Raw genomic sequence first — 21270 nt, forward strand, 5'->3', positions numbered from 1 at the left:
CGAAAGATATATGTTAAGAAACACACTACCCCCATAGAATCAAAAAGGTATTGCCACGATCATAGCAATACCTTTTTAACTTTATAGCGTTTTTTTACCGGAAGCCGAAATACAAATTATTGTACGGCAGCGGCACGATAGGAGTTTGGAAATTCCAGGTCTTATTATCGTCGAAGTCGAAGGGACTTTGCGTATCGGTGTAGGTCGATTTGAGTGCCAGTTCCTCTCCTGTACAACCACCGGACTTCGATTTGCCGGAACCGTCAACCAGGAAGAAAAGACCCTGGTTGGCAACGGCTGCACCACTCTTGAAAGGGTCCTGGTTGATCATGCCGATCGAAATGATACGGCGGGGTTTCACATCGTCCAGGCCGTCGAGCGCCGTGTCGCCTACACCGTAACCGGAGGCAGCACCGGCCGAGAAACAATTGTGCAGTTTCAGATGGTCACCCTGGAAAGCGATGATTCCGTAACCGTTTTTCCCGGCACTGATATCTCCGAAATTGCTGCACTGAGAGATTTCGATACAATTGTCCATGCGTTCGGTCAGGTTGCCAACCGTCGATACGGCCGCAGAACAAATAACCACAGCTGCGGTAGCGGCCCCACCAGAAACGACTGCCCCGGCAACAGCCAGGATACAACCGGCAACAGCGAGTGCTATTTCGCGGTTCTGCTCAATCTTAGCCACTTGTACACTAATATCTGCCAGGCGTTCGTGCACAGCATCGGCATAGAGATCATCTCCGTCTCCTTCCAGGCTCCGGGTGAAAGCCTGCGAGTTATCGTAAACCAACCCGGGCAATACCCCCGAACCAGCCAAAGGACCGTAATAGAGAGGCAGTGAACTGAAAACTTCACTATTCATCCGTGCAATCATTTCTTCGTTGCGCACATCGAGCTTCTGGTTATAGAGTTCGTCCCACATGCTTATATCCTGCATCAGCGGCGGGGTAGCGATAGCCTCAATCAAATCTTTGGCCGAAGCAGCAATCTTCACCACCTTCTTGGCTCCTTTGAAAAGAGCTTTCATACTGGACATTTCTTTTGGTGGAGTTTTCAAGGCTTTTATCAGCTTGTATTGCGTCTTTCCGGAGGAGATAACAACAGAAGCGATGTCGCGATTGGTGAACGACCGGGTTTCGCCGGCATGGGCAATGATCCCGGCTGTGAGATCGGTACCGCTTACCGGACCATAATTGGTGCAAAAGTTGATCATACCGGTCGTACCGCCAAGGGCGAGGATACCAGCCGCCATTCCTTTTGAAGCGGCAACAGAAGCCAGGTTAGAACTGTTGGTCAATATATAATAGGAGGCACGTCCCAGTAATCCTCCGGAAAAGTTTTGAGCATCGACCTTGCCATTGTTATAACTATTGTTGACTACGACAGTAGGCGTGTAACCAGCCAATCCACCGGCAAAAGTGCCTGTTGCCTCTACAGAAGCCCGGTTATAGCAATCGGTCATCATCATTTGTGCTTCGCCGGCGATACCACCGGAGTTGTCAGTTCCATAAACAGCTCCGTAATTGTGGGCAGAAGTAATGATAAGGTCGTTATAACTCCCGTCACTTTTACTGATTACGGTGCTGCCTACAATACCGCCCGTACCTTCATAACCGCTTATGCGGCCTTCATTCTGCACAACAGCAAGCGTAGAAGTACCCAGGCCGCCTGCAATGCCGCCGGTTCCGAGAGCCGCCGGATGGGTCGCGCTGACATCACCTTTATTCATACAGTTACTGATATTTGCAGTTTCAATACCACCGATCAGACCACCTGCACAACGGCTACCGGCTGCACTGACCAAGGTCAGGTTGACACAACTGTCCATAATGGCAGTGGCATTGACGGTTCCGCCACCGACCAGACCACCTATAAACGATCCGTCGGAACGGTTACCCACCGGCAACCCTTCATTCACACAACGGTGCATGACCAGGACGGCTTGCGCATCGACACCACCGACCAGACCACCGACAAAATTAATACCGTATACTTCGCTCGCAGTAGCGGATATTCTCCGTACGCGGCAATTATCCAGATAAGTCGGAGTTTCTATTTCCCCGGAAATGCCCAACACGGCACCGATCAGAGTTCCAGTCGAGTTGGCGCCTATCGACACAGGGTCTACCATCGTGACGTTGCGAAACGTGGCACCGCAGGCATAGCCGAACAGTCCCGTAGCACGTACCTCGCTTCCGACCTGCTGGTCTTTCGAGTCGAGGGTGCGGATGGCACAATAGGATATCGTGTGTCCTCCCCCGTCGTAACAACCTTTGAAAGGAAAGGCCTGCTGGTGAGCAATAGGACGGAAACCTTTGTTATAGGAGCCGACCATATTGATATCGGCGGTTTGCAAAAAGTATTTGCCTTCAAACGAATTTGTGCCGTCTTCAAGCAGTTTACGCATAACGTCAAAGCCTGTCGATGAAGCGATACGATAAGGATCGTCGACTGTACCGGTACCGAAATAGCCAGCCAGCTTGTCGAAAGTAGAAGGTGAAACGGCATTGGTTCGGGTGGAGACATCGAGCGCACAACCGACATTGGCTTCACTGAAAACTTCCTCACTGGTTTTGTGGATAATAGAAGCCAAAATGTAGCGGCCTATCCGAAGTTGTGAGTCGAGGTAGAACACCGATTTGCCGTTCTCGACCGAATGGGTAGCTTTGACTGCCAACGGGGTATTCCTGTTATAGATAAAGCGGCAGCTTATTTCACCTGTGGGTATTTCGCTGCTAAGGTCGGCAGCCAGTTCGACGCGCTGCTCCTGCCCGTAATCGTCGTCACCTCCAGGTACGGGTGTCTTATTATCGTCGTCTTTACAACCGGCCAACATCAGGAAGGATGTTACCAGCAAAGCCAGGAAAAGGCGGCTGAAACGGAGAGTATGTATTTTATGTATCTTCATATTGTCTATGTATATTAAATGTATTTATCGGGATAATGGATTGGGATAACCGGAAGCTATCTTATTATTCTTCAAAGTTGGAGCAGACTCCCCATCGGTTCCGAAAGCCCAGATGTCGGACGGGAAAGCGGAATAGGTAGCCTTTTGGCGCATCTGGGTGGCATTTTTCGATTCTGATCCGCTCTTTTTCATATCGCCGTCGGAGGCGGTATCGAGGTAATAGCAGTTCTGGCACTCCACGTTCTTATCGTCTTCACCGCCGATAATCCCCCAACCAGTAGATCCTACGTTATAGCAATTTTTGATCCGGAGGTCTTTTTTGCTTTTGTTCTCTTTCTGTCCGACAATACCGGCCAGGAGGGTCTTGCCCGATACCCAAGGCACTTCGCCCATGTTAAAGCAGTTCTCTACGGCTGCATGTTCGAATACACGCCCGAGGATACCGCCTACTGCACTGTTGGCATCGATCTTACCGGCATTGAAACATTGGTCGATATAGACGTTTTCTTCCTGCTGTCCCAAAATACCGCCTGCCGCGGAGACGTTTCGTCCGGATATATTGGCGTAATTGGCACAATTGGCGATCCGGATCTCATACCCTGGTTCGCTACGCAGTCCGACGATACCGCCGAAGCCGTCCACATTGCTGGTTGCCGTAGAGGTGAGGCTGACAAAATTTTTACAGTTCTCGATCAGGATACTCTTGTTATTCTTGTTTTCCACCCGTCCGACAATGCCGCCGACAGCTCCACCAGTAGCGGAAATACTACCGGTCAACTGAGTTATTCCGCTGAGTTTGATTTGACCGACATCGTCCTTATTGGTTTCCGCACGTAGATAACCGATCGCTCCGCCTGTACTGGTAGGGCATGAGGAGGTAATTACTATTTTACATATATTCGTGCCGTTGATAACCTGGGTTACCCCGGCTGTATTACGCATATATATATAGCCACATATACCACCGACAAAGCCACGTTCACCACTTAAACCTGGTTTGGCATATATGTTTGCATAAACAGCAGGTTGTTTGTTTATAACGTATGATGTAGAACCGAGATCCGCTTCAATCCTTCCTACTATACCGCCTATATAAGAATCACCTTCTATTTTCATAGATCCTCCTTCCTGGCTGACACGACTGTCCGTACCAAAGCGAAGCGGACTGCTACTACGTCCGACCAGACCGCCGAGGTAAAAACCTGTAGCTTTTATCGATCCGTCATTGATCATGTTGATTTCACATTGGCTATCCATTTTATCCACATAACCGATAACACCTCCTACTTTCGTGGCGCCAACGATAGTAGCCTCGTTAGTCCAGGTGCCTTTACAGGTGAGAGCGACTCCCCTGCCCACAATTCCGCCGCATTCGCCTCCTTTCGAATTGATAGGTCCACGGTTGGTGAAAATGGCATCCGCATTCATATTTTCCAGCTGACCGGCTACTCCGCCAACATAGTTATTAGCATTGAGATGAGCGTAAGAGATGAAAGAAGCCGACACCCTGGCTTCCAGAGATTTACTCAACCCGACCAATCCACCTACATAGTCGTTTCCCGTCAGGGTAGCAGTTGTACCCGACTCTCGCAGGAACATATTCTCTCCCGACAGGGTAAGGGAACCGGTACCGGCAAATCCACCAACATAATTAGTACCTGTGATACTGATAGAGAACGGGCTTACCCTCGGTTGTTCTAAAAAGATTTCCCAGGGAAAAGCATACGAATTGTAGCTAAGCGTAGCTCCGACCTGACAACCGGTAAAGGAGCCACTGGCCTCTCCTGTGATTCCTCCCGTATAATTATACCCTTGTATGGAACCGCCTACGTAACAGTTGGTAAACGAGCCTCCGGCTCCGGTAATACCTCCCACCTTACTGCCTTTGGCGGCTGTAACCATTCCGGTCAGGACACAGTTCTTTATGTCGGAAGAAGTGGTTTTGCCAATCAATCCACCTACGTATTCAGCGGATTTATCGGATTTCACACTTACGGTAAGGCTGGAAACACAATTGGCAATCGAGGCATCGCCTGCTCCTATCAATCCGCCTATATTTGAAGTTCCGTTTACAAAGCCTGCCAAACTGATATTTTCTAACCGGGCTCCCGCTTCCGAATAACAGGCTACCGCTCCGATATAATCTTTTCCTATCAGCGCGACGGAGGTAAATTTGAGATCATGCAAATAAGCCTGAGCGCCAAGTTTATAAAATAGTCCGGCATAATCTTCCGTTGAACTGCTGGAGAGTAAGTCTATTGCATTGCCATTACCGTCCAGTATGCCGTTAAAGGAAGTGGGACCTCCGTTGATATTATGTCTTCCGGCAGGTTCCCAGCCTTTGTCGGTGGTAATTTCGGGCATTTGAAAATTGATATTCGCTGTCAGTTCGAAATATTGCCCGCTCAAATCATTGCCGATAGTCAATCCGTTACATATAATATCATAAAAATTCTTTCCGCAGGCAATGGCGACAGGGTCTGCCGCACTTCCCGCCCCTATACGGTCGGTCTCCAGGTTGAAGCTCGAACGGAAAGCGATGTTGTCCGGATTTTCAACCGACAGGCGGGCCCCCAGGTAAACCGTATCCTGTACGGCTGCATCCGAATCTACCTCACCCGCTTTCACAGCCAGGTCTTTCTTTGGGAAAGTAATATAATTCAAATGGTACATCTGATGGGGCAGTTCACTCAATATCGGGTCTTCCGCATCAATGATTAACGAGTCTGCCGTCGCAGAAAGGAACGTGTTGACAGGATAAGTGATCCGGTCGTCTACCCCTTTCATATGAATACGGCAATTGATTTTAGAAAATAGTACTTCAAGCCGTCCCAGACGGGGCAATTTTACAGAAAGTTGGCGTATTCCAAACTCCTGCCCGGGAATACTATTCTCCGGAGGAACAGCTATTTCTTCTTTATCGTCACTGCAAGCCAGGAAGATAGCCTGAAAAAGGAATAACACCAAAGCTGCAAAAATTGGTTTGAAAGTGTTCATAAGCATTCACATTATTAAGTTTAACTGATATATTTCATAATCGCATTTTAACGAACAAATTGATAGGCATACAAAGAAATCACCGTTCACCATATCTCGCAGAACGAAGTGTTCAAACCTTATCTTCAGATGAGTAAAAGTATGTAAAGAAGTAGGATAATCCTCGAAACACCGATAGACAAAAGAATAGACAATTGCATAAGACAAAAGGGAGAGGCGGATAAACAAAGGATGAAAAAAAGACTCCTTACATGAATTGTAGCATATTACACAAAAAAGGGATGACAAAGGTCATCCCTTTTTTCATGTTTGGCGTAAAAAATATATATAGTCTTGAGAATTAAATGCGTATTATTTATCGACAGTTTTAAGGCTTACCGGCTTAAACAAGAACATGAATAAAAACAGCAATACCGCCGTGCAAGCCGAAGAAATCAGGAACAAAACCGGCCAGTCACATTTGTCGCCGTCACGGAACTGACCGATCAACCATCCGTTCCACAAAGTTCCTATCAGGAAGCCGATCCCCCATACCAGGAAGAAAAGTAATCCCTGCGCCTGTGCCTTCATCTCCTTCGGTGCCACATTATCGGTATAGACCTGTCCGCCGACATAGAATAATCCGAAAATCAAACCGTGCACAATGATACCGATATAATAGAACCATTGCTGCCCTGTTTCCGCCCCAAAGAAAAAGGCCCCGTAACGAACCAGCATAGCAGCCATACCAAATATCAATGTATTCTTAATACCCGATTTTACCAGAATAGTCGTGGTAATTATCAGGAAAAACATCTCTGCCAATTGCCCGAAGTTCATCGTCACTGTGATATTTCGTACCTGTTCGTCCGCCAGAATCATGGAACCGTATACATGGTAAAGCGTAAACGGAATGATCGACAAGAATGTAAGAATCATAAACACACGGTAATTCTTATCTTTCATCAAAGAAAAAGCGGAGAATCCTGTAATATCCTTCACCGATATCTTTGTACTCTTTGCCACCGACGGAGGAGTATGCGGAAGTGTCAGGTTGGCAAAAGCAGCAATGAAACAGACACCCGCTCCGCAATACATCGGCAGGTTCGTATCATCGAACGCTTCCATCCCCAACAGATGAATAGCTACCAGGCTGAAAATCCCCGAAGCTACCCATCCGACCGAACCGAACATACGTATACGCGGGAACTGCTCGGAAGGAGCGTGGCTCATCGCAATCGTACTTGTCAGACTCTGTGTCGGCATGTGACAAAGCATTGCCATTACAACAAAGAACATGAGAGGAGGAAAATCCTGCTGCTGAGCAGCCAGCAGCAGGAAAACTCCCGTTAAAATATTCAAAACTGCCAAAATCTTCTCTGCGGCAAAATAGCGGTCGGCAATTGCTCCGATAAACGAAGAGGCCATTGCACCGATAGCCATTGCACTTAATACTAAAGAAACCTGATACACTTCCAGCTTGAGCGTGTGAGACAAATAAGCCGCCAGCGGCACCCACCAGACAGCACTCAGCATGTACTGCAAAAACATCATCAGACAAAGCTGAATCTTTGTTCCTATTCCTGTATTAAAATGTAGTGTACTCATGATAGTAATATAAAAAGGTTTCTTGTTGTGTTTTCCAATCGTTGCTCAAAAGTACTCCCTATCAAAAGAAAAGTCTGTTTGTTCCGGTTGCATTAATTCCTCTATTTATCTCATTCTGTGCTATTCTTACCCGGTATGATACGATTTTTGAAATCCGTGATACAATAAATGAAAACTGGTAATACAATTTTGCATATCTTGCAGTGTCAAACAACAAACTTATATATGAGCTATCTGAAGTTGATCTTATCTATACTTTTCCTGTCTTGTTCCTGCTGGCTTTTTGCAGAAGAAAGCAATTACCTTTTCCGGCATTACCAGGTGGAAAACGGGTTAAGCGATAATATGGTGACCTGTTGCGTACAGGATAAAAGCGGCTATATATGGATCGGGACCCGTGACGGTCTGAACCGTTTCGACGGCTATACATTTAAAGTATTCCGGAATGACCCGGACGTCCCGGAATCGCTCGGCAACAACTGGATCACACATCTGGACTGCGACCGTGACGGTAATTTATGGGTGGGTACCCTTTCCGGGCTATACCAGTACAATGAGACCAAAGAATCATTTCTGCATGTTCCTTTCACAAAAAACAAAGGGATCGACCTATTCCGGTTTGATAAAAACAATCAGCTGTGGTTGCTCATGGACGGAACACTGATACAATATAATGTATCCGATGGACAGTTTCATATCTTTGCCGGTAATAACGGACAAACCTATACTTCCTTTTGTATCATGGCAGACAATTCCCTCTGGCTGGGTGATTCGGAAGGCTTTATCTCCCTGTTGAATCCGGAAGACGGCAGTCTGGAATCGCACAACCTGTTTGCCCATTCACCAGCCACTACCTCCCGGAAGTTATCCATGTTATCCCCCTCCCCTTCTTCTGCCAACATTTATGTGGCATTTGAGCATGATGACGTGAAAATATTCAATGTTCTTTCAAAAACCTATCAGGACCTGAATATCCAGGAAAAAAATCAATTGACTATCCTGATCAACTGTTTCCTTGAAAAAAACCAGAAAGAACTCTGGATCGGAACCGACTCGGGCCTGTTCATCTATGACCTGGACCTCGGAACCTGCAAACGTATCAGGCAGGACCCGTTAGACCCCTATGCACTATCCAGCCATTTTGTCTCAGCCTTGTTTAAAGATCGCGAAGACGGAGTCTGGATATGCTTCCACCAAAACGGAGTGAACTACTACTCTCCCTTCCGTCCTTTCAATGTATATTATCCCTGGAACGAAACACATTCGCTGAAAGGAGAAGTAATACGCGACATTTGTACAGACATCTACGGGAATATCTGGGTAGGGACAGAAGACGCCGGCATCAATTGCCTGGAAAAGAAAACCGGGACTTTCACCAACTACCAGCCTGTCCCCGGCATGAAAAGTCTTTCACACACCAATATCCGGGGGTTGGCGGCCTCCGGGGATAACCTGTGGGTAGGCCATGTGATACATGGCATCGACCTGATGGATATACGGACCCGGAAAGTAATCAAACACTACGACCTGCTGAAAGATGCACAAACGGTAAAGAACAGTACCGTCAAATGTATCAAGGTCCTGCGTGAGGGAGAAGTACTGGTCGGAACGGAAGACGGCATTTTTCGCTATGACTACCTGAACGACCGCTTTGTTTATGCTACCCAATTCCCGCCATTCGCCGTCAACTGCCTGTATGAGGACCGGGTCGGAAAGATATGGCTCGGCATGTTCAACCGCAGCTATTATTTCAATACGATCAGCAATAGCGGTATGTATCTCCAATATGATAAACTGAACACCCAGCGCCACAATTCAGTAAACGATGCTTGTGAAGACAAATCCGGCAATATGTGGTTTGCCACGGTGGAAGGAGTGATCAAGTATGACTTTCAAACCGGCGAATCATTACATTATACGGTGAAAAACGGCATGCCGAGTAACGTTGCTTTCCGTATTCTCCCCGATGATAATAATTATATTTGGATCAGTACCGCAAACGGGCTGGTTCGCCTTAATACACAGACCGAAGAAATCACGACCTACACGGAAGCACACGGCCTCGTTACCCGGCAGTTCAATTATAATTCAGCTTTCAAAGATGAAGACGGCACCCTTTATTTTGGTACAGTGAAAGGGTTTATACACTTTAGACCGGCAGATGTACGTCCGGCAGGCGAAAAGATGGATGTCCATATCAGTTCCCTGGATATACAGAACGGAGCGGGCGGAAGGAAAGTTATCAACAGTTCAGCCGTATCGGAGGTCAAAAGCATTACACTGAATCATAAAGAATCGTCTTTCAATATCAATTTCTCTGCACTCAACTTCATTGCTCCCGGTTCGGTACAATATGCTTACCGGATGGTTAACCTCGACAGGGATTGGATTTCACTCGGAGAACGTAACATCGTTTACTTCACCGACCTGCATCCGGGCAGCTATACATTTGAAGTAAAAGCAGCCAATCTTGCCAACAGCTGGGGGGATGATATTACCCGACTGCATATCACGGTACTCCCTCCCTGGTGGACATCCACTACAGCCTATGTAATTTATGCTTTCTTCTTCCTGGTAATGATTGTTTACCTGATCTTCTCCTGGCAAAAGAAAGAAAGAAGGAATATGGCATACAACATGCAGATATTTGAAAGCAAAAAAGAGAAAGAACTTTACCAGGCAAAGATCGACTTCTTTATCAACATCGCACATGAGATCCGCACGCCGCTCACGCTGATCAAGAATCCGCTGGAGCGTCTGCTGAAATCGGACAAGATCGGAGAAAAAGAAAATAACTCACTGATACTGATGGATAAAAATGTATCCCGCCTGTTATCACTCGTCAACCAGTTGCTGGATTTCCGGAAAACAGAGATCGAAGGTTATCGTCTAAACTTCGTCCGCACGGAAGTCGTTTCACTCCTTTCCGAGACCGCCAAACGCTTTCAGGATATAGCCACGGAGAATAATCTCCTGTTAAATCTGGATCTGTCTGTACAGGAACTATATGTTTTTGTTGACCGCGAAGCTCTCACCAAGATAATGAGCAACCTGTTTTCGAATGCCGTTAAGTATGCAGCCAAGAGCATCGTGGTGCGCTTGCATCTATCTTCCGATTACGAATCATTCATGATCGACTTTATCAACGACGGGATTCCCGTTCCTATCGATATGAGGGATAAAATATTCGAACCTTTCTACCGTATCAAAGGAAATGAAGACAAGCCAGGGACCGGTCTGGGATTACCATTAGCTCGCTCGCTAGCCGAAATGCATCATGGAATACTTGAATTGGTGGACTTCCAGAACAACCAGACAATGTTCCGTATCACCCTGCCGGTAAAACAAACCGGAGCAGTAAAGACTACAGAAGAGGAATCTCAGCCACAGACTTCCCTTCCTAAAATAACTTATACCTGCGAAGAGGGGCGTCCGACCGTCCTGATCGTTGAAGACAATAAGGAAATGAGTGCTTTCATCGCAGACGAGGTCAATGAGAACTATAATGTATTGGTGGCCGGTAATGGCTCCGAGGCATTGGACTGGTTGAAAAAACAAAGTGTACAACTTATTATAAGCGATGTCATGATGCCGGTAATGGATGGCTTCGCCCTCCTCCAACACGTAAAAGCGGATATTGAATTCAGCCATATCCCGATCATTTTATTGACAGCAAAGAATACCATGCAGTCACGCCTGGAAGGGTTGGAACTCGGAGCAGATGCTTATATAGACAAACCGTTTTCCACCAGCTTGCTGATGGCACAAATTTCAAATCTGTTATCAAACCGGGACAATATCCGTAAGTTCTATTTCAACTCACCGATCGCCAACATGAAATCAATGGCTTACACTAAAGCAGACGAAGGTTTCCTTGAAAAGTTGAACGAGATCATCAACGAACATATTGGTAATCCGGACCTGGATGTAAACATGATCGCCGACCTGATGCACCTGAGCCGCCCGACACTGTACCGTAAAATTCGTGCCATATCAGATCTTACCCCCAATGAACTGATTAAAATCAGCCGTTTAAAGAAAGCAGCCGAACTATTGCTACAGGGAAATATGAAGATATATGAGATATCGGATGCAGTAGGGTTCAGTTCACAATCTTATTTCTGGTCTGCATTTATCAAACAGTTTGGAGTTAGTCCGTCAAAATATGCAAAAGAAAACAGGTAAAAATACATACACCCTGTTGCACGGTAAAAGAAAATAAGATCATTGACAATCAACGTATACCAGGCAAATAGGACACAAAAGGACAAAAAGGACACCGCCACATTTTCAGAAAGCAAGCCTTCACAAAGCGTTGCCCATGCCGCAGGCTCTCTTTTGCCGTCTGCTTCAGCTGACGGTTTTTAAAACTAAAGGCAAAGCCTTTTCCTCTGTGGGTTTTTAACCCCTTTAAAAGATAAAAAGTATCTATTATCCTATTCAATTAAAGATTATTCCTTATATTTACGATTCACTAAAATACACTTAACTATGTCCTATTTATCACTTATCATTCATTGCGTTTGGAGCACTAAAAATAGAGCTCCTTTATTAAAAAATTCACATTACCGGTATGAATTATACTCTCATATCCGCAAATATTCAAAATCAAAAGGCATTCTAATCGATCATATTGGAGGTTTCACCGACCATATGCATCTTCTACTTTTTCTGAAATCAAATCAATCTGTCGGAGAGATAGAGAGGTTGATAAAAGGTGAATCATCTCACTGGTATTCTCAGATGAAATATGGACCATTACAATGGCAAGATGATTATTTTGCAGTTTCGGTAAGTCCGGATAGACTGAACACTGTCCGACAATATATCAGAAAACAAGAAGAACATCACAAGAAGTATAGTTTTGAGGAAGAATATGAATCTTTCGTGAGTATGCTTCATAAAAACAACTTGTAATTATTTTTATATTGAATAAGAAATAAAAGGGGTTGAAACCCACAGAGGAAAAGGCTTTGCCTTTAGTTTTAAAAACCGTCAGCTGAAGCAGACGGCAAAAGAGAGCCTGCGGCATGGACAACGCTTTTTGAAACTTCACTTTCTGAAAATGTGGGGGTGTCCTTTTTGTCCTTTTCTGTCCTTTTCTTTTTATATTGGCTGATTTACAGCTATTTACTCTATAGCCTACCATGCAATAGGGTATAGGGTAGCGAGGGGCGGAATATAGGGTATTCAACCATACCCTATAGAGAAAAACAGGGTATGACTCCCTAAACAAAACTCGCTTATAAACAACAAAAGGCATCCTTTCCGGGACACCTTTTGCTATTCATATTTTTATATGGATTTCTTTCTATCTTATTCCTGATTTGCCAGGTGATTCTTCAACGGGTTGGTATACATTTCCAGAATCTTTGTACGCAGGAAGGCTTCATCCTTGTTTGCCAATACAATTTTATCCAACTGTCCCTGCAAATATTCTTCAAAGTGTTTTTTGTCTATTAAACCGTAGTTACTACTGAAACGCTTTGTACCTGTCAACATATCGTATGCTACGTAATTACAAGGATAGAAACGGTAATGTTTATAGATTTCCTTGTCTATGATGTTTGCAATAGCAGCGATCAGTTCATTCTTTTCCATATCCTTATCCAAAGCTGCTAGCTGATCATTGATAGGCTGTGTCAATGTAAAATGAACGCGGCCCTTATTGTTCAGGATACCTGTTTCCATACTCAACAGGTCGTCACGCTGACTTTTCACATAATTAGGATCATCGCGTTTCATCTGGAACTCTTTCGCTTTCAAGAAATCACACGGATCATACTCATAAGAAATAGCTACCGGAAAGATATTCAGGTCCATGATATTCGATACGACATCCTTGTCACCGCTCATGTTCAGCATTTTCAACACACTACCCTGTGTACGGTCGTTCGAATCCTTGGCACGGCCTTCACGCTGTGCAATCCAGATCGATTCTTTCGTTTCGTTGATCGTATGACGGATATAAGCAGACAATGTACGGCTTACATCCAGCATCTGACGTACGGAAACACCACGTTTCACGATAAAACTGTTGTTCAGACGAACTAAAGTTTCTATCCAGGGACGGATCATCAGATTATCACCGATGGCCACCTGTGTCATACCATAACCTACATCATACAACATGACATTCAGGAAGGAAGCATCCAATACAATATCCCGATGATTGGAAATAAACGTACAAGGCTTTTTATCCTTCGGCAGACGGCTTCGTCCGGAGATCGTCAGCGAGAAAGTTGTCTTGTTAGCCACCATCATCACTGCCTCATAAGCCAGCTTCGATTTAAAATCTTCTTTCGTCTTGAAAGAACGCATTGTTTCGGAAAACTCTTTCCAGTTTACATCCGGTTTGATGTACCGGAAGGCCCGCTCGAAATCTTCGTTGGTTACCAATGCCTCGATTGCATCCTTCACCTCGTCGTTGTTCAGCGGACGAATGTCGTCAAAATTATAGGAAACTTCTGTATCCATATCGTTTAATTTTATTTACCTACCTTTTGCAGTTCGTTCTCAATAATGTCAGTCATGACATCTTTGATATCCAATCCGGCAGCCCGAACCTGCTGCGGAATAAAGCTGGTAGCTGTCATACCCGGTGTTGTATTTACTTCGAGCATTTTCGGTTCACCGTCTGCCTCAATAATAAAATCCACCCGGATAAGCCCTTTGGCGCCCAGTATATCGTAAATCTTTGATGCTTCGCGTTGTACCTTCTCCGTCAGTTCGGGAGAAATACGGGCCGGAGTGATCTCGTCAGACTCCCCGTTGTACTTGGCGTTAAAATCAAAGAACTCATTCTTTGTAACTACTTCGGTAAGCGGAAAAACTACTTCTTTCCGCGCTGTTCCCGAGCCACAACCTACCTTATAACAACCGCAGGTCACTTCTGTCCCGGAAATAAAACTCTCCAGCATGACCTCATTTCCTTCGGCAAAAGCCTTAGCTATAGCCGGTTGTAATTGTGAAGCATCCTTCACCTTTGTAACACCGAAGCTGCTTCCCCCGTCGTTGGGTTTCACAAATATCGGCAATCCCAAACGGCTCACAGCCTCTTCGTCCGTAACTGTCTGTCCTCTGAACAAACGGATGGAATCAGAGACTCTGATGCCAAAGCTACGCAAATAATTATTACAAACAAACTTATTAAAGGTCAGAGCGCTCACCAACTGACTGCATGAAGAATAAGGCATGCCTATCAAATCGAAATATCCCTGCAACCGTCCGTCTTCACCCGGAGTACCATGAATAGTGATGTAAGCAAAGTCGAAATGCTTTACTTCGCCATTCTCACGGAAACTAAAATCATTTTTGTCTATTGGTGTATGTTCCCCTCCAGGAAGTTTTACCGTCCATTCGCCCTTCTTAACGATGGCAATATATAAATTATATTTGTCTTTATCAATAAAAGAGTAGATTCCTTCTGCACTTTTTAATGAAACAACAATTTCAGAGGAGTCTCCTCCGGCTACAATAGCAATGTTCTTTTTCATTTTTATATCTCTTTAGTATTTGCATATACCCGCCACTTTTCTATCAATTGTGTCATATCGGCCGGAATTTCGGAATCAAAAAACATTTCCTCGCCGGTAGTAGGATGCACAAACCCCAACGTCTTGGCATGGAGTGCCTGCCGGGGACAGATAGCAAAGCAGTTCTGTACGAACTGTTTATATCTTGTAAAAGTCGTTCCTTTCAGTATTTCATTTCCACCATAACGTTCATCGTTGAAAAGCGTATGCCCGATATATTTCATATGCACACGGATCTGATGCGTACGTCCCGTCTCCAGGCGGCATTTCACCAATGTCACATATCCCAGGCGTTCCAACACGGAGTAATGGGTAACAGCTGTCTTTCCCTGATCTCCTTCAGGAAATACCGTCATCTGCATCCGGTCGCGCGGGTCGCGTCCGATATTACCTTCGATACGGCCTTCATCGTCTTTCACGATGCCCCATACCAGGGCACGGTATTCGCGTTTAGTCGTCTTATTGAAAAACTGCATACTGAGATGCGCCTTTGCCTCCGGTTTCTTGGCTATAAGCAACAAGCCGGAAGTATCTTTATCGATACGATGGACGAGTCCCAGTGCCGGGTCATTCGGGTCGTAGGTCGGATCATCTTTCAGATACCATGCCAAGGCATTCACCAGCGTACCGGTGTAATTGCCGTGTCCCGGATGCACAACCAGGCCTGCCGGTTTGTCCACCACCATCAGATCGTCGTCTTCGTATACTATTTTAATAGGAATATTCTCGGGAATGATTTCCAGTTCCCGACGGGGACGTGTCATAACGATTGTCACGACATCCTCCGGTTTCACCCGGTAATTACTTTTTACCGGCTTGCCGTTTGCCAGGATACAACCGGCATCGGCAGCCAACTGTATCCGGTTACGGGTGGCACCCATCATCCGGTCTACCAGGAATTTATCTACCCGCAACAAGGATTGCCCGCGATCGGCAACGAAGCGGAAATGTTCATACAGTTGGGGAGTACCCTCCTCGTTCTGTTCTAACAGGTCATCAACCTGTTCATCATCCATTTCGTCGAAAAATTCATCCATAGCTAAAACCAGTTTTCTTCTTCACTATCCAATGATTCGATGGGCATTGTCGACAGGGAGTCGATCGACAAAGAGTCGGGAAGCATCTCGGCTTCACCGCTGCTCACCTTCAGCACCAGCGGTGCCGTAAGCGGAACATGCTCACCTTTTGCCAACGCCCGTCCACGCAGATCGACAGAAACTGCCAGATCCTTGAAGTCACCCGGAACATACTCGATCTCCACATTTTCAAACCCGCGGGCTTTTAAAAGCGCATACGCCTGACGGAATGACAAGTCTTCCACTTCCGGGATTGTTGCCATCTGCGAGGTCAAAGCATTCACGGTGATAAAAACGATACGTCCTTCTTTCACCTTCGAGCCGGCCAATGGAGACAGTTCGACGATTGCTCCCGGTTCCACGTCTTTAGAAAATACCGAGTCGATCACATTATAACGCAGATTGTTATTTTTGAAGAATTCAGCGGCTTCTTCTATCTTCAGTCCCTTCACATCCGGAACTACAACGGCCTCATTATGCCGTGTATAATGATCCAGCCATTTCAAAGCGCCATAGATCAGACCACTGGTCACGACCACTGCCAGCAGCAGGTTCAAGACGTACGGATTCTTTATCAGTTTAACAAAAAAGTTATTCATCTCTGTTTGTTTTTGTAGGCGAGATCAAAAATAGAAAACAAAGCCGTTAAAACAAAGAAAGTAAAGGCTTTTTAGCAAAAACCTCTACTTTCTTATAATAATTTCTTCTAACGGAGATTATCCGTTATATTCGTCAGATACAGTTAATTTAGCTCTTCCTTTAGCACGACGAGATGCTAATACTCTGCGGCCATTAGCAGTAGCCATTCTAGAACGGAAGCCATGCTTGTTCTTTCTTTTTCTGTTGGAAGGTTGGAATGTTCTTTTCATCTTTCTATATATTTATTTATTATTATCTTACATATCAATTCGGGCTGCAAAGATAGAGGCTTTTTTTTAATAAACAAAGAGTTAGCTGTTTTTTTCAAATTGATTTGACTATTTTTGCAAAAGAAAAACAAATCATCCACTGCTCAATAATCAATTAATAAACTGATATGTAGATATTAAAAAATCCCTCCTTTGTACATATTATCAAAATTATGTTGTCCTTCAAACTTCTTGGCTTCCTCTCCTTCCGGATTCAGTTCGATTGATTTTTTCAGGTCTTCGAAAGCACCTTCTTTATCGCCTTTCTGGTTTTTGGCGCGTCCGCGTTCGGCATAAGCCTTGGCAAAGTCAGGCTTTATTTCAATGGCCTCATCGAAAAAGACAATAGCTTCGTCTAACAAGTTTTTAGTGATCAGCAGCGAACCTTTCAGTATACAGGCATCTTCATTGAACGGGTTCAGGTCGAGCGCCTGCTGGTAATCATCGGTGGCAGCATCCAAATCACCCAGCGATTCGTGTATTTTACCTCTTACCAGATATGTTGTTTCTTCTTCCGGAGCCAATGAGATCGCTTTCTCGATATCGGGCAAAGCCTCCTGTCCCTGTTTCATGGCAAGCAGCACCTCTGCACGAAGCAGATAAGCATCCGTGAAATCATCTTTCAGGGCAATGGCTTTCGTCAGGTCGGCAATGGCTCCCAACTGGTCGCCGGTTGTTCTTTTGGCTTTTGCCATCAGGAACCAGGCTAGATGGTTCGACTCATCCAGTTCGATCACTCGCAGGCAGTCGGCAATGACCTCGGCTTCCTTATCCAGCATAAAGAGCACGCTGACCCTTGTCAACAACGTCTGGATATGCTCCGGCTCCATTTCCACCATACGGTTCAATGTTTCCAAAGCCTTTTCCGTCTGGTTTGCCATTGAATAGGCCGATACCAGATGGTTCATTGTTTCAAAATCTTCCTGTATATTCAAGGCTTCCGTAAAGCATTTGATAGCATAGGCCACCTGGCCGATTTTTTGCGCACGGATACCGTCATATTTTAATATGTCGAAGTTTTTCTGATCGTTTTTAGCTTTTCCTTCTGCCGTATCCTCACTTTTGGAAGAAGAAAACAAAGATGTAAAGAAATTCCCCATGGTTATATGTTTATGTTCGAGGGGGCAAATATACCGATTATTTTGAATTTGCCATATGTAACAAGATATCATAAACCATATAAAAACAGATTTATTTTAAAACAACAATCTACACATATCAGAATGTCATTTCAACCTACTTTTAGAGAAGCTGTACAGCCATCAATCAAGACCTGTTGTTGTTCATTTACTTGTCAGCGATTCAGCCAATAACACCGAGCCATACCTGGACTCACAAATACAACATTATGAAATCTATAAAGAACTAAACCACGCAACGAGTCACAGATTATTCAAACGCACTATCAATATATCTTTTCATCCACAACCATTATTTCCCTTGTTACAGAAAATAAAAATGTTTTTCAACATGCTTTTTGGGGAGAAAAAAACTTCAAAAAGAAGCCAACTCAACACTTATTAACACAAATCTCGGTTTAAACGAATTACCTACTCATTTAAAATGAGAAAAAATTCGTTTTAAACGAGTAGGTAATTTCTTTTAAACGAATCATAAAAGATGTATTCGTAGACCATACTGTTAAATATTGTATCCGAAAACATTCCAGAGCATCGGTTTGAAAGAATATACGCGCCACAAAAATCCGACTGATAGAATCTTTTTGTTCAAGGATAACTCCATATTGATTCATTTTGTCAAACCCATCATTTCAAACAATTGCACATAAAAGTGTACATGTTATCTTTTCTTTGCCTCATACGCTCTGATTCTTTCCTCACAGCATTATTCCGTAATATCCCGGAATAATTCGACTTTAGAAAAAAATTGAGCTATCTGCTAATTATAGGATGAGCCAGTTAGCGACGGTGTCTTCAGGCTGTAGGCCTGTAACAAACTAGCCCGGGGTTCTAACCCCGGGTTCCCTTGAATCCTTCTCTTTCTGAGGCACCCTGTAGGGGTGCGACAAGACGAAAAGAGTTGATATTTAGCTTGTCCCGCCCTTACAGGGCGGAAAGGCAGGAGCGAGTTTTCATAAACCCAGGGTTAGAACCCTGGGCTGGTTTGTTAAAGCCTTACAGGCTTACATTGACACCGTAAGAGCGGTTCGCGAACCGCCCCTACCAACGACGCTACATTCAAATTTGATAAATTCTGAACCATTCTCAACAATTTTAACAACAAACTCGAAAATAACCATTTATCACAAAAACCCGCATTAATACTACGGAACAAAACATTCAAAAGAATAAATATTCTATTCTTTTACTTTTTTTATAGTCTTCCAGCAAAGGAAATTGCGGGATTTTGTTATTTTTGCATGCAATTTATAACTTGGCGGAGATTGTTTTGATCGCTTCCCACAACACTTATTATCATAAATATAGATATGGAAAACATAGAAACTGGACTTTTGTTAATGGTAGTCGGAATGACCACGGTATTTGCAATTCTTTTAATCGTAATCTATTTAGGAAAAGGATTAATCACATTGGTTAACAAGTACGCACCGGAAGAAGTCATCGTAAAAAAACAAGTAACAACACAACCTGTTGCGGCCGGACAGTCCGGAAATATTCCGGGTAAGACTACCGCCGCTATCGTAGCCGCTGTCAGCATGGTAACAGGTGGACAAGGAAAGGTTACCAAAATTGAAAAATTATAATACTAGCTATACATAATATATCATGAAAAGAGAAATCAAATTCAGTTTGGTCTTCAGAGACATGTGGCAATCTGCCGGAAAATATGTTCCCAGAGTAGACCAGCTAACCAGAGTTGCCCCCGCTATTGTTGAAATGGGCTGTTTTGCCCGCGTTGAAACTAACGGAGGGGGATTCGAGCAAGTTAATTTACTATTCGGAGAAAATCCCAATAAAGCCGTACGTGAATGGACGAAGCCATTCCATGAAGCAGGTATTCAAACACATATGCTGGACCGTGCACTGAACGGCCTCCGCATGAGTCCGGTTCCGGCAGATGTACGCCAGCTATTCTACAAGGTAAAGAAAGCACAGGGCACCGACATCACCCGTACATTCTGCGGCCTGAATGACGTACGCAACATTGCTCCTTCCATCCAGTATGCCAAAGAAGCCGGGATGATCTCCCAGTGTTCGCTCTGTATCACCCACTCGCCTATCCACACGGTCGAATATTATACCAAGATGGCCCTGGAACTGATCGAACTGGGAGCAGACGAAATCTGCATCAAGGACATGGCAGGTATCGGACGTCCTTATTCATTGGGACAGATCGTTGCCAATATCAAAGCGAAACACCCTGAAATACCTATCCAGTATCATAGCCATGCAGGTCCCGGATTTAATGTAGCTTCTATCCTGGAAGTGTGCAACGCCGGTTGCGACTATATCGACGTAGGTATGGAGCCACTGTCATGGGGCACAGGGCATGCCGACCTGCTGACCGTGCAGGCCATGTTGAAAGATGCCGGTTACAAAGTACCGGAAATCAATATGGAAGCCTACATGAAAGTACGCAGCATGATCCAGGAATTTATGGATGATTTCTTAGGATTGTATATCAGTCCGAAAAACCGCCTGATGAACTCATTGCTGATTGGCCCGGGACTTCCCGGCGGTATGATGGGTAGCCTGATGTCTGACCTGGAAAAGAATCTGGAATCGATCAACAAAAACAATATCAAGAACAACAAGCCGCTGATGTCGCAAGACCAGCTGCTGATCAAGCTGTTCGACGAAGTGGCTTATGTATGGCCACGTGTCGGTTATCCTCCATTGGTAACACCGTTCAGCCAGTATGTAAAGAACCTGGCACTGATGAACGTAATGCAGATGGAAAAAGGGAAAGCACGCTGGAGCATGATCGCCGACGACATCTGGGATATGCTTCTCGGAAAAGCCGGAAGACTGCCTGGTCCGCTGGCTCCTGAAATCATCGAAAAGGCAAAAGCCGAAGGACGCGAATTCTTCGAAGGAAATCCGCAGGACAACTACCCGGATGCTCTTGACAAATATCGCAAGATGATGAACGAGAAACAATGGGAAACCGGCGAAGACGACGAAGAATTGTTCGAATATGCAATGCACCCGGCTCAGTACGAAGCCTACCGTTCCGGAAAAGCGAAAGTCGAATTCCTCGCTGATGTTGCCCAGAAAAAAGCAGCTTTGCAGGGAAAGGCACAACCGGCAGCACCGGCCACAACCGCTTCG

12 protein-coding genes and 1 pseudogene are annotated in these 21270 nt (G+C 44.9%); 4 read left to right on the plus strand and 9 right to left on the minus strand.

Annotated features, from left to right (window positions below; translation table 11 throughout):
* Window positions 1–94: 94 nt before the first annotated feature.
* The 3 genes from NBH15_RS06080 to NBH15_RS06090 all read right to left on the minus strand — a co-directional run bounded on the left by NBH15_RS06080 (window position 95) and on the right by NBH15_RS06090 (window position 7498).
* Entirely contained in the window at window positions 95–2914 is a 2820-nt protein-coding gene (locus NBH15_RS06080; protein WP_128134563.1) for a GLUG motif-containing protein, read from the minus strand.
* Window positions 2915–2938: 24 nt separating this feature from the next.
* The gene (locus NBH15_RS29490) at window positions 2939–5911 is read right to left on the minus strand and encodes a GLUG motif-containing protein (protein WP_250822211.1); all 2973 of its coding nucleotides are present in this window, start codon (window positions 5909–5911) and stop codon (window positions 2939–2941) included.
* A 351-nt stretch (window positions 5912–6262) separates the two neighbouring features.
* Window positions 6263–7498 carry an MFS transporter gene (locus NBH15_RS06090; protein WP_128134560.1) on the minus strand — a complete coding sequence of 412 codons (1236 nt, stop codon included), beginning with the start codon at window positions 7496–7498 and terminating at the stop codon, window positions 6263–6265.
* A gap of 225 nt (window positions 7499–7723) precedes the next feature.
* Here NBH15_RS06090 and NBH15_RS06095 point away from each other — a divergent pair, with 225 nt between their 5' ends.
* Window positions 7724–11683, plus strand: a complete 3960-nt coding sequence (locus tag NBH15_RS06095; RefSeq protein WP_244050343.1) for a hybrid sensor histidine kinase/response regulator — start codon at window positions 7724–7726, stop codon at window positions 11681–11683.
* Window positions 11684–11989: 306 nt separating this feature from the next.
* Window positions 11990–12415: an IS200/IS605 family transposase gene (gene tnpA, locus NBH15_RS29345; RefSeq protein WP_128134559.1), complete on the plus strand. Its 426-nt coding sequence runs from the start codon at window positions 11990–11992 to the stop codon at window positions 12413–12415.
* 399 nt (window positions 12416–12814) lie between these two features.
* On the opposite strand, the gene NBH15_RS06100 is transcribed toward tnpA, so the two are convergent.
* From NBH15_RS06100 to NBH15_RS06125, 6 genes are all read right to left on the minus strand, one after another.
* Entirely contained in the window at window positions 12815–13975 is a 1161-nt protein-coding gene (locus NBH15_RS06100) for a 1-acyl-sn-glycerol-3-phosphate acyltransferase (RefSeq protein WP_128134558.1), read from the minus strand.
* A gap of 11 nt (window positions 13976–13986) precedes the next feature.
* Window positions 13987–14994: a D-alanine--D-alanine ligase gene (locus tag NBH15_RS06105; RefSeq protein WP_128134557.1), complete on the minus strand. Its 1008-nt coding sequence runs from the start codon at window positions 14992–14994 to the stop codon at window positions 13987–13989.
* A 2-nt stretch (window positions 14995–14996) separates the two neighbouring features.
* Window positions 14997–16070: an RluA family pseudouridine synthase gene (locus NBH15_RS06110; protein ID WP_128134556.1), complete on the minus strand. Its 1074-nt coding sequence runs from the start codon at window positions 16068–16070 to the stop codon at window positions 14997–14999.
* 2 nt (window positions 16071–16072) lie between these two features.
* On the minus strand, window positions 16073–16708 hold the full coding sequence (locus tag NBH15_RS06115) for a PASTA domain-containing protein (RefSeq protein WP_128134555.1): 636 nt from the start codon (window positions 16706–16708) through the stop codon (window positions 16073–16075).
* 117 nt (window positions 16709–16825) lie between these two features.
* Window positions 16826–16978 carry a 50S ribosomal protein L34 gene (rpmH, locus tag NBH15_RS06120; protein WP_005633099.1) on the minus strand — a complete coding sequence of 51 codons (153 nt, stop codon included), beginning with the start codon at window positions 16976–16978 and terminating at the stop codon, window positions 16826–16828.
* 176 nt (window positions 16979–17154) lie between these two features.
* Window positions 17155–18117, minus strand: coding sequence for a tetratricopeptide repeat protein (locus NBH15_RS06125; RefSeq protein WP_128134554.1), 963 nt, complete (start codon window positions 18115–18117; stop codon window positions 17155–17157).
* Window positions 18118–19466: 1349 nt separating this feature from the next.
* On the opposite strand from NBH15_RS06125, the gene NBH15_RS06130 reads away from it, so the two are divergent.
* Window positions 19467–19742, plus strand: coding sequence for an OadG family protein (locus NBH15_RS06130; RefSeq protein ID WP_010801500.1), 276 nt, complete (start codon window positions 19467–19469; stop codon window positions 19740–19742).
* Window positions 19743–19764: 22 nt separating this feature from the next.
* A pseudogene (locus NBH15_RS06135) lies at window positions 19765–21267 on the plus strand (hydroxymethylglutaryl-CoA lyase-like TIM-barrel protein); the annotation flags it as partial.
* Window positions 21268–21270: the final 3 nt, after the last annotated feature.

Origin of the sequence: Parabacteroides caeci (assembly GCF_023656795.1) — a bacterium.
Classification (GTDB): Bacteria; Bacteroidota; Bacteroidia; order Bacteroidales; family Tannerellaceae; genus Parabacteroides; species Parabacteroides segnis.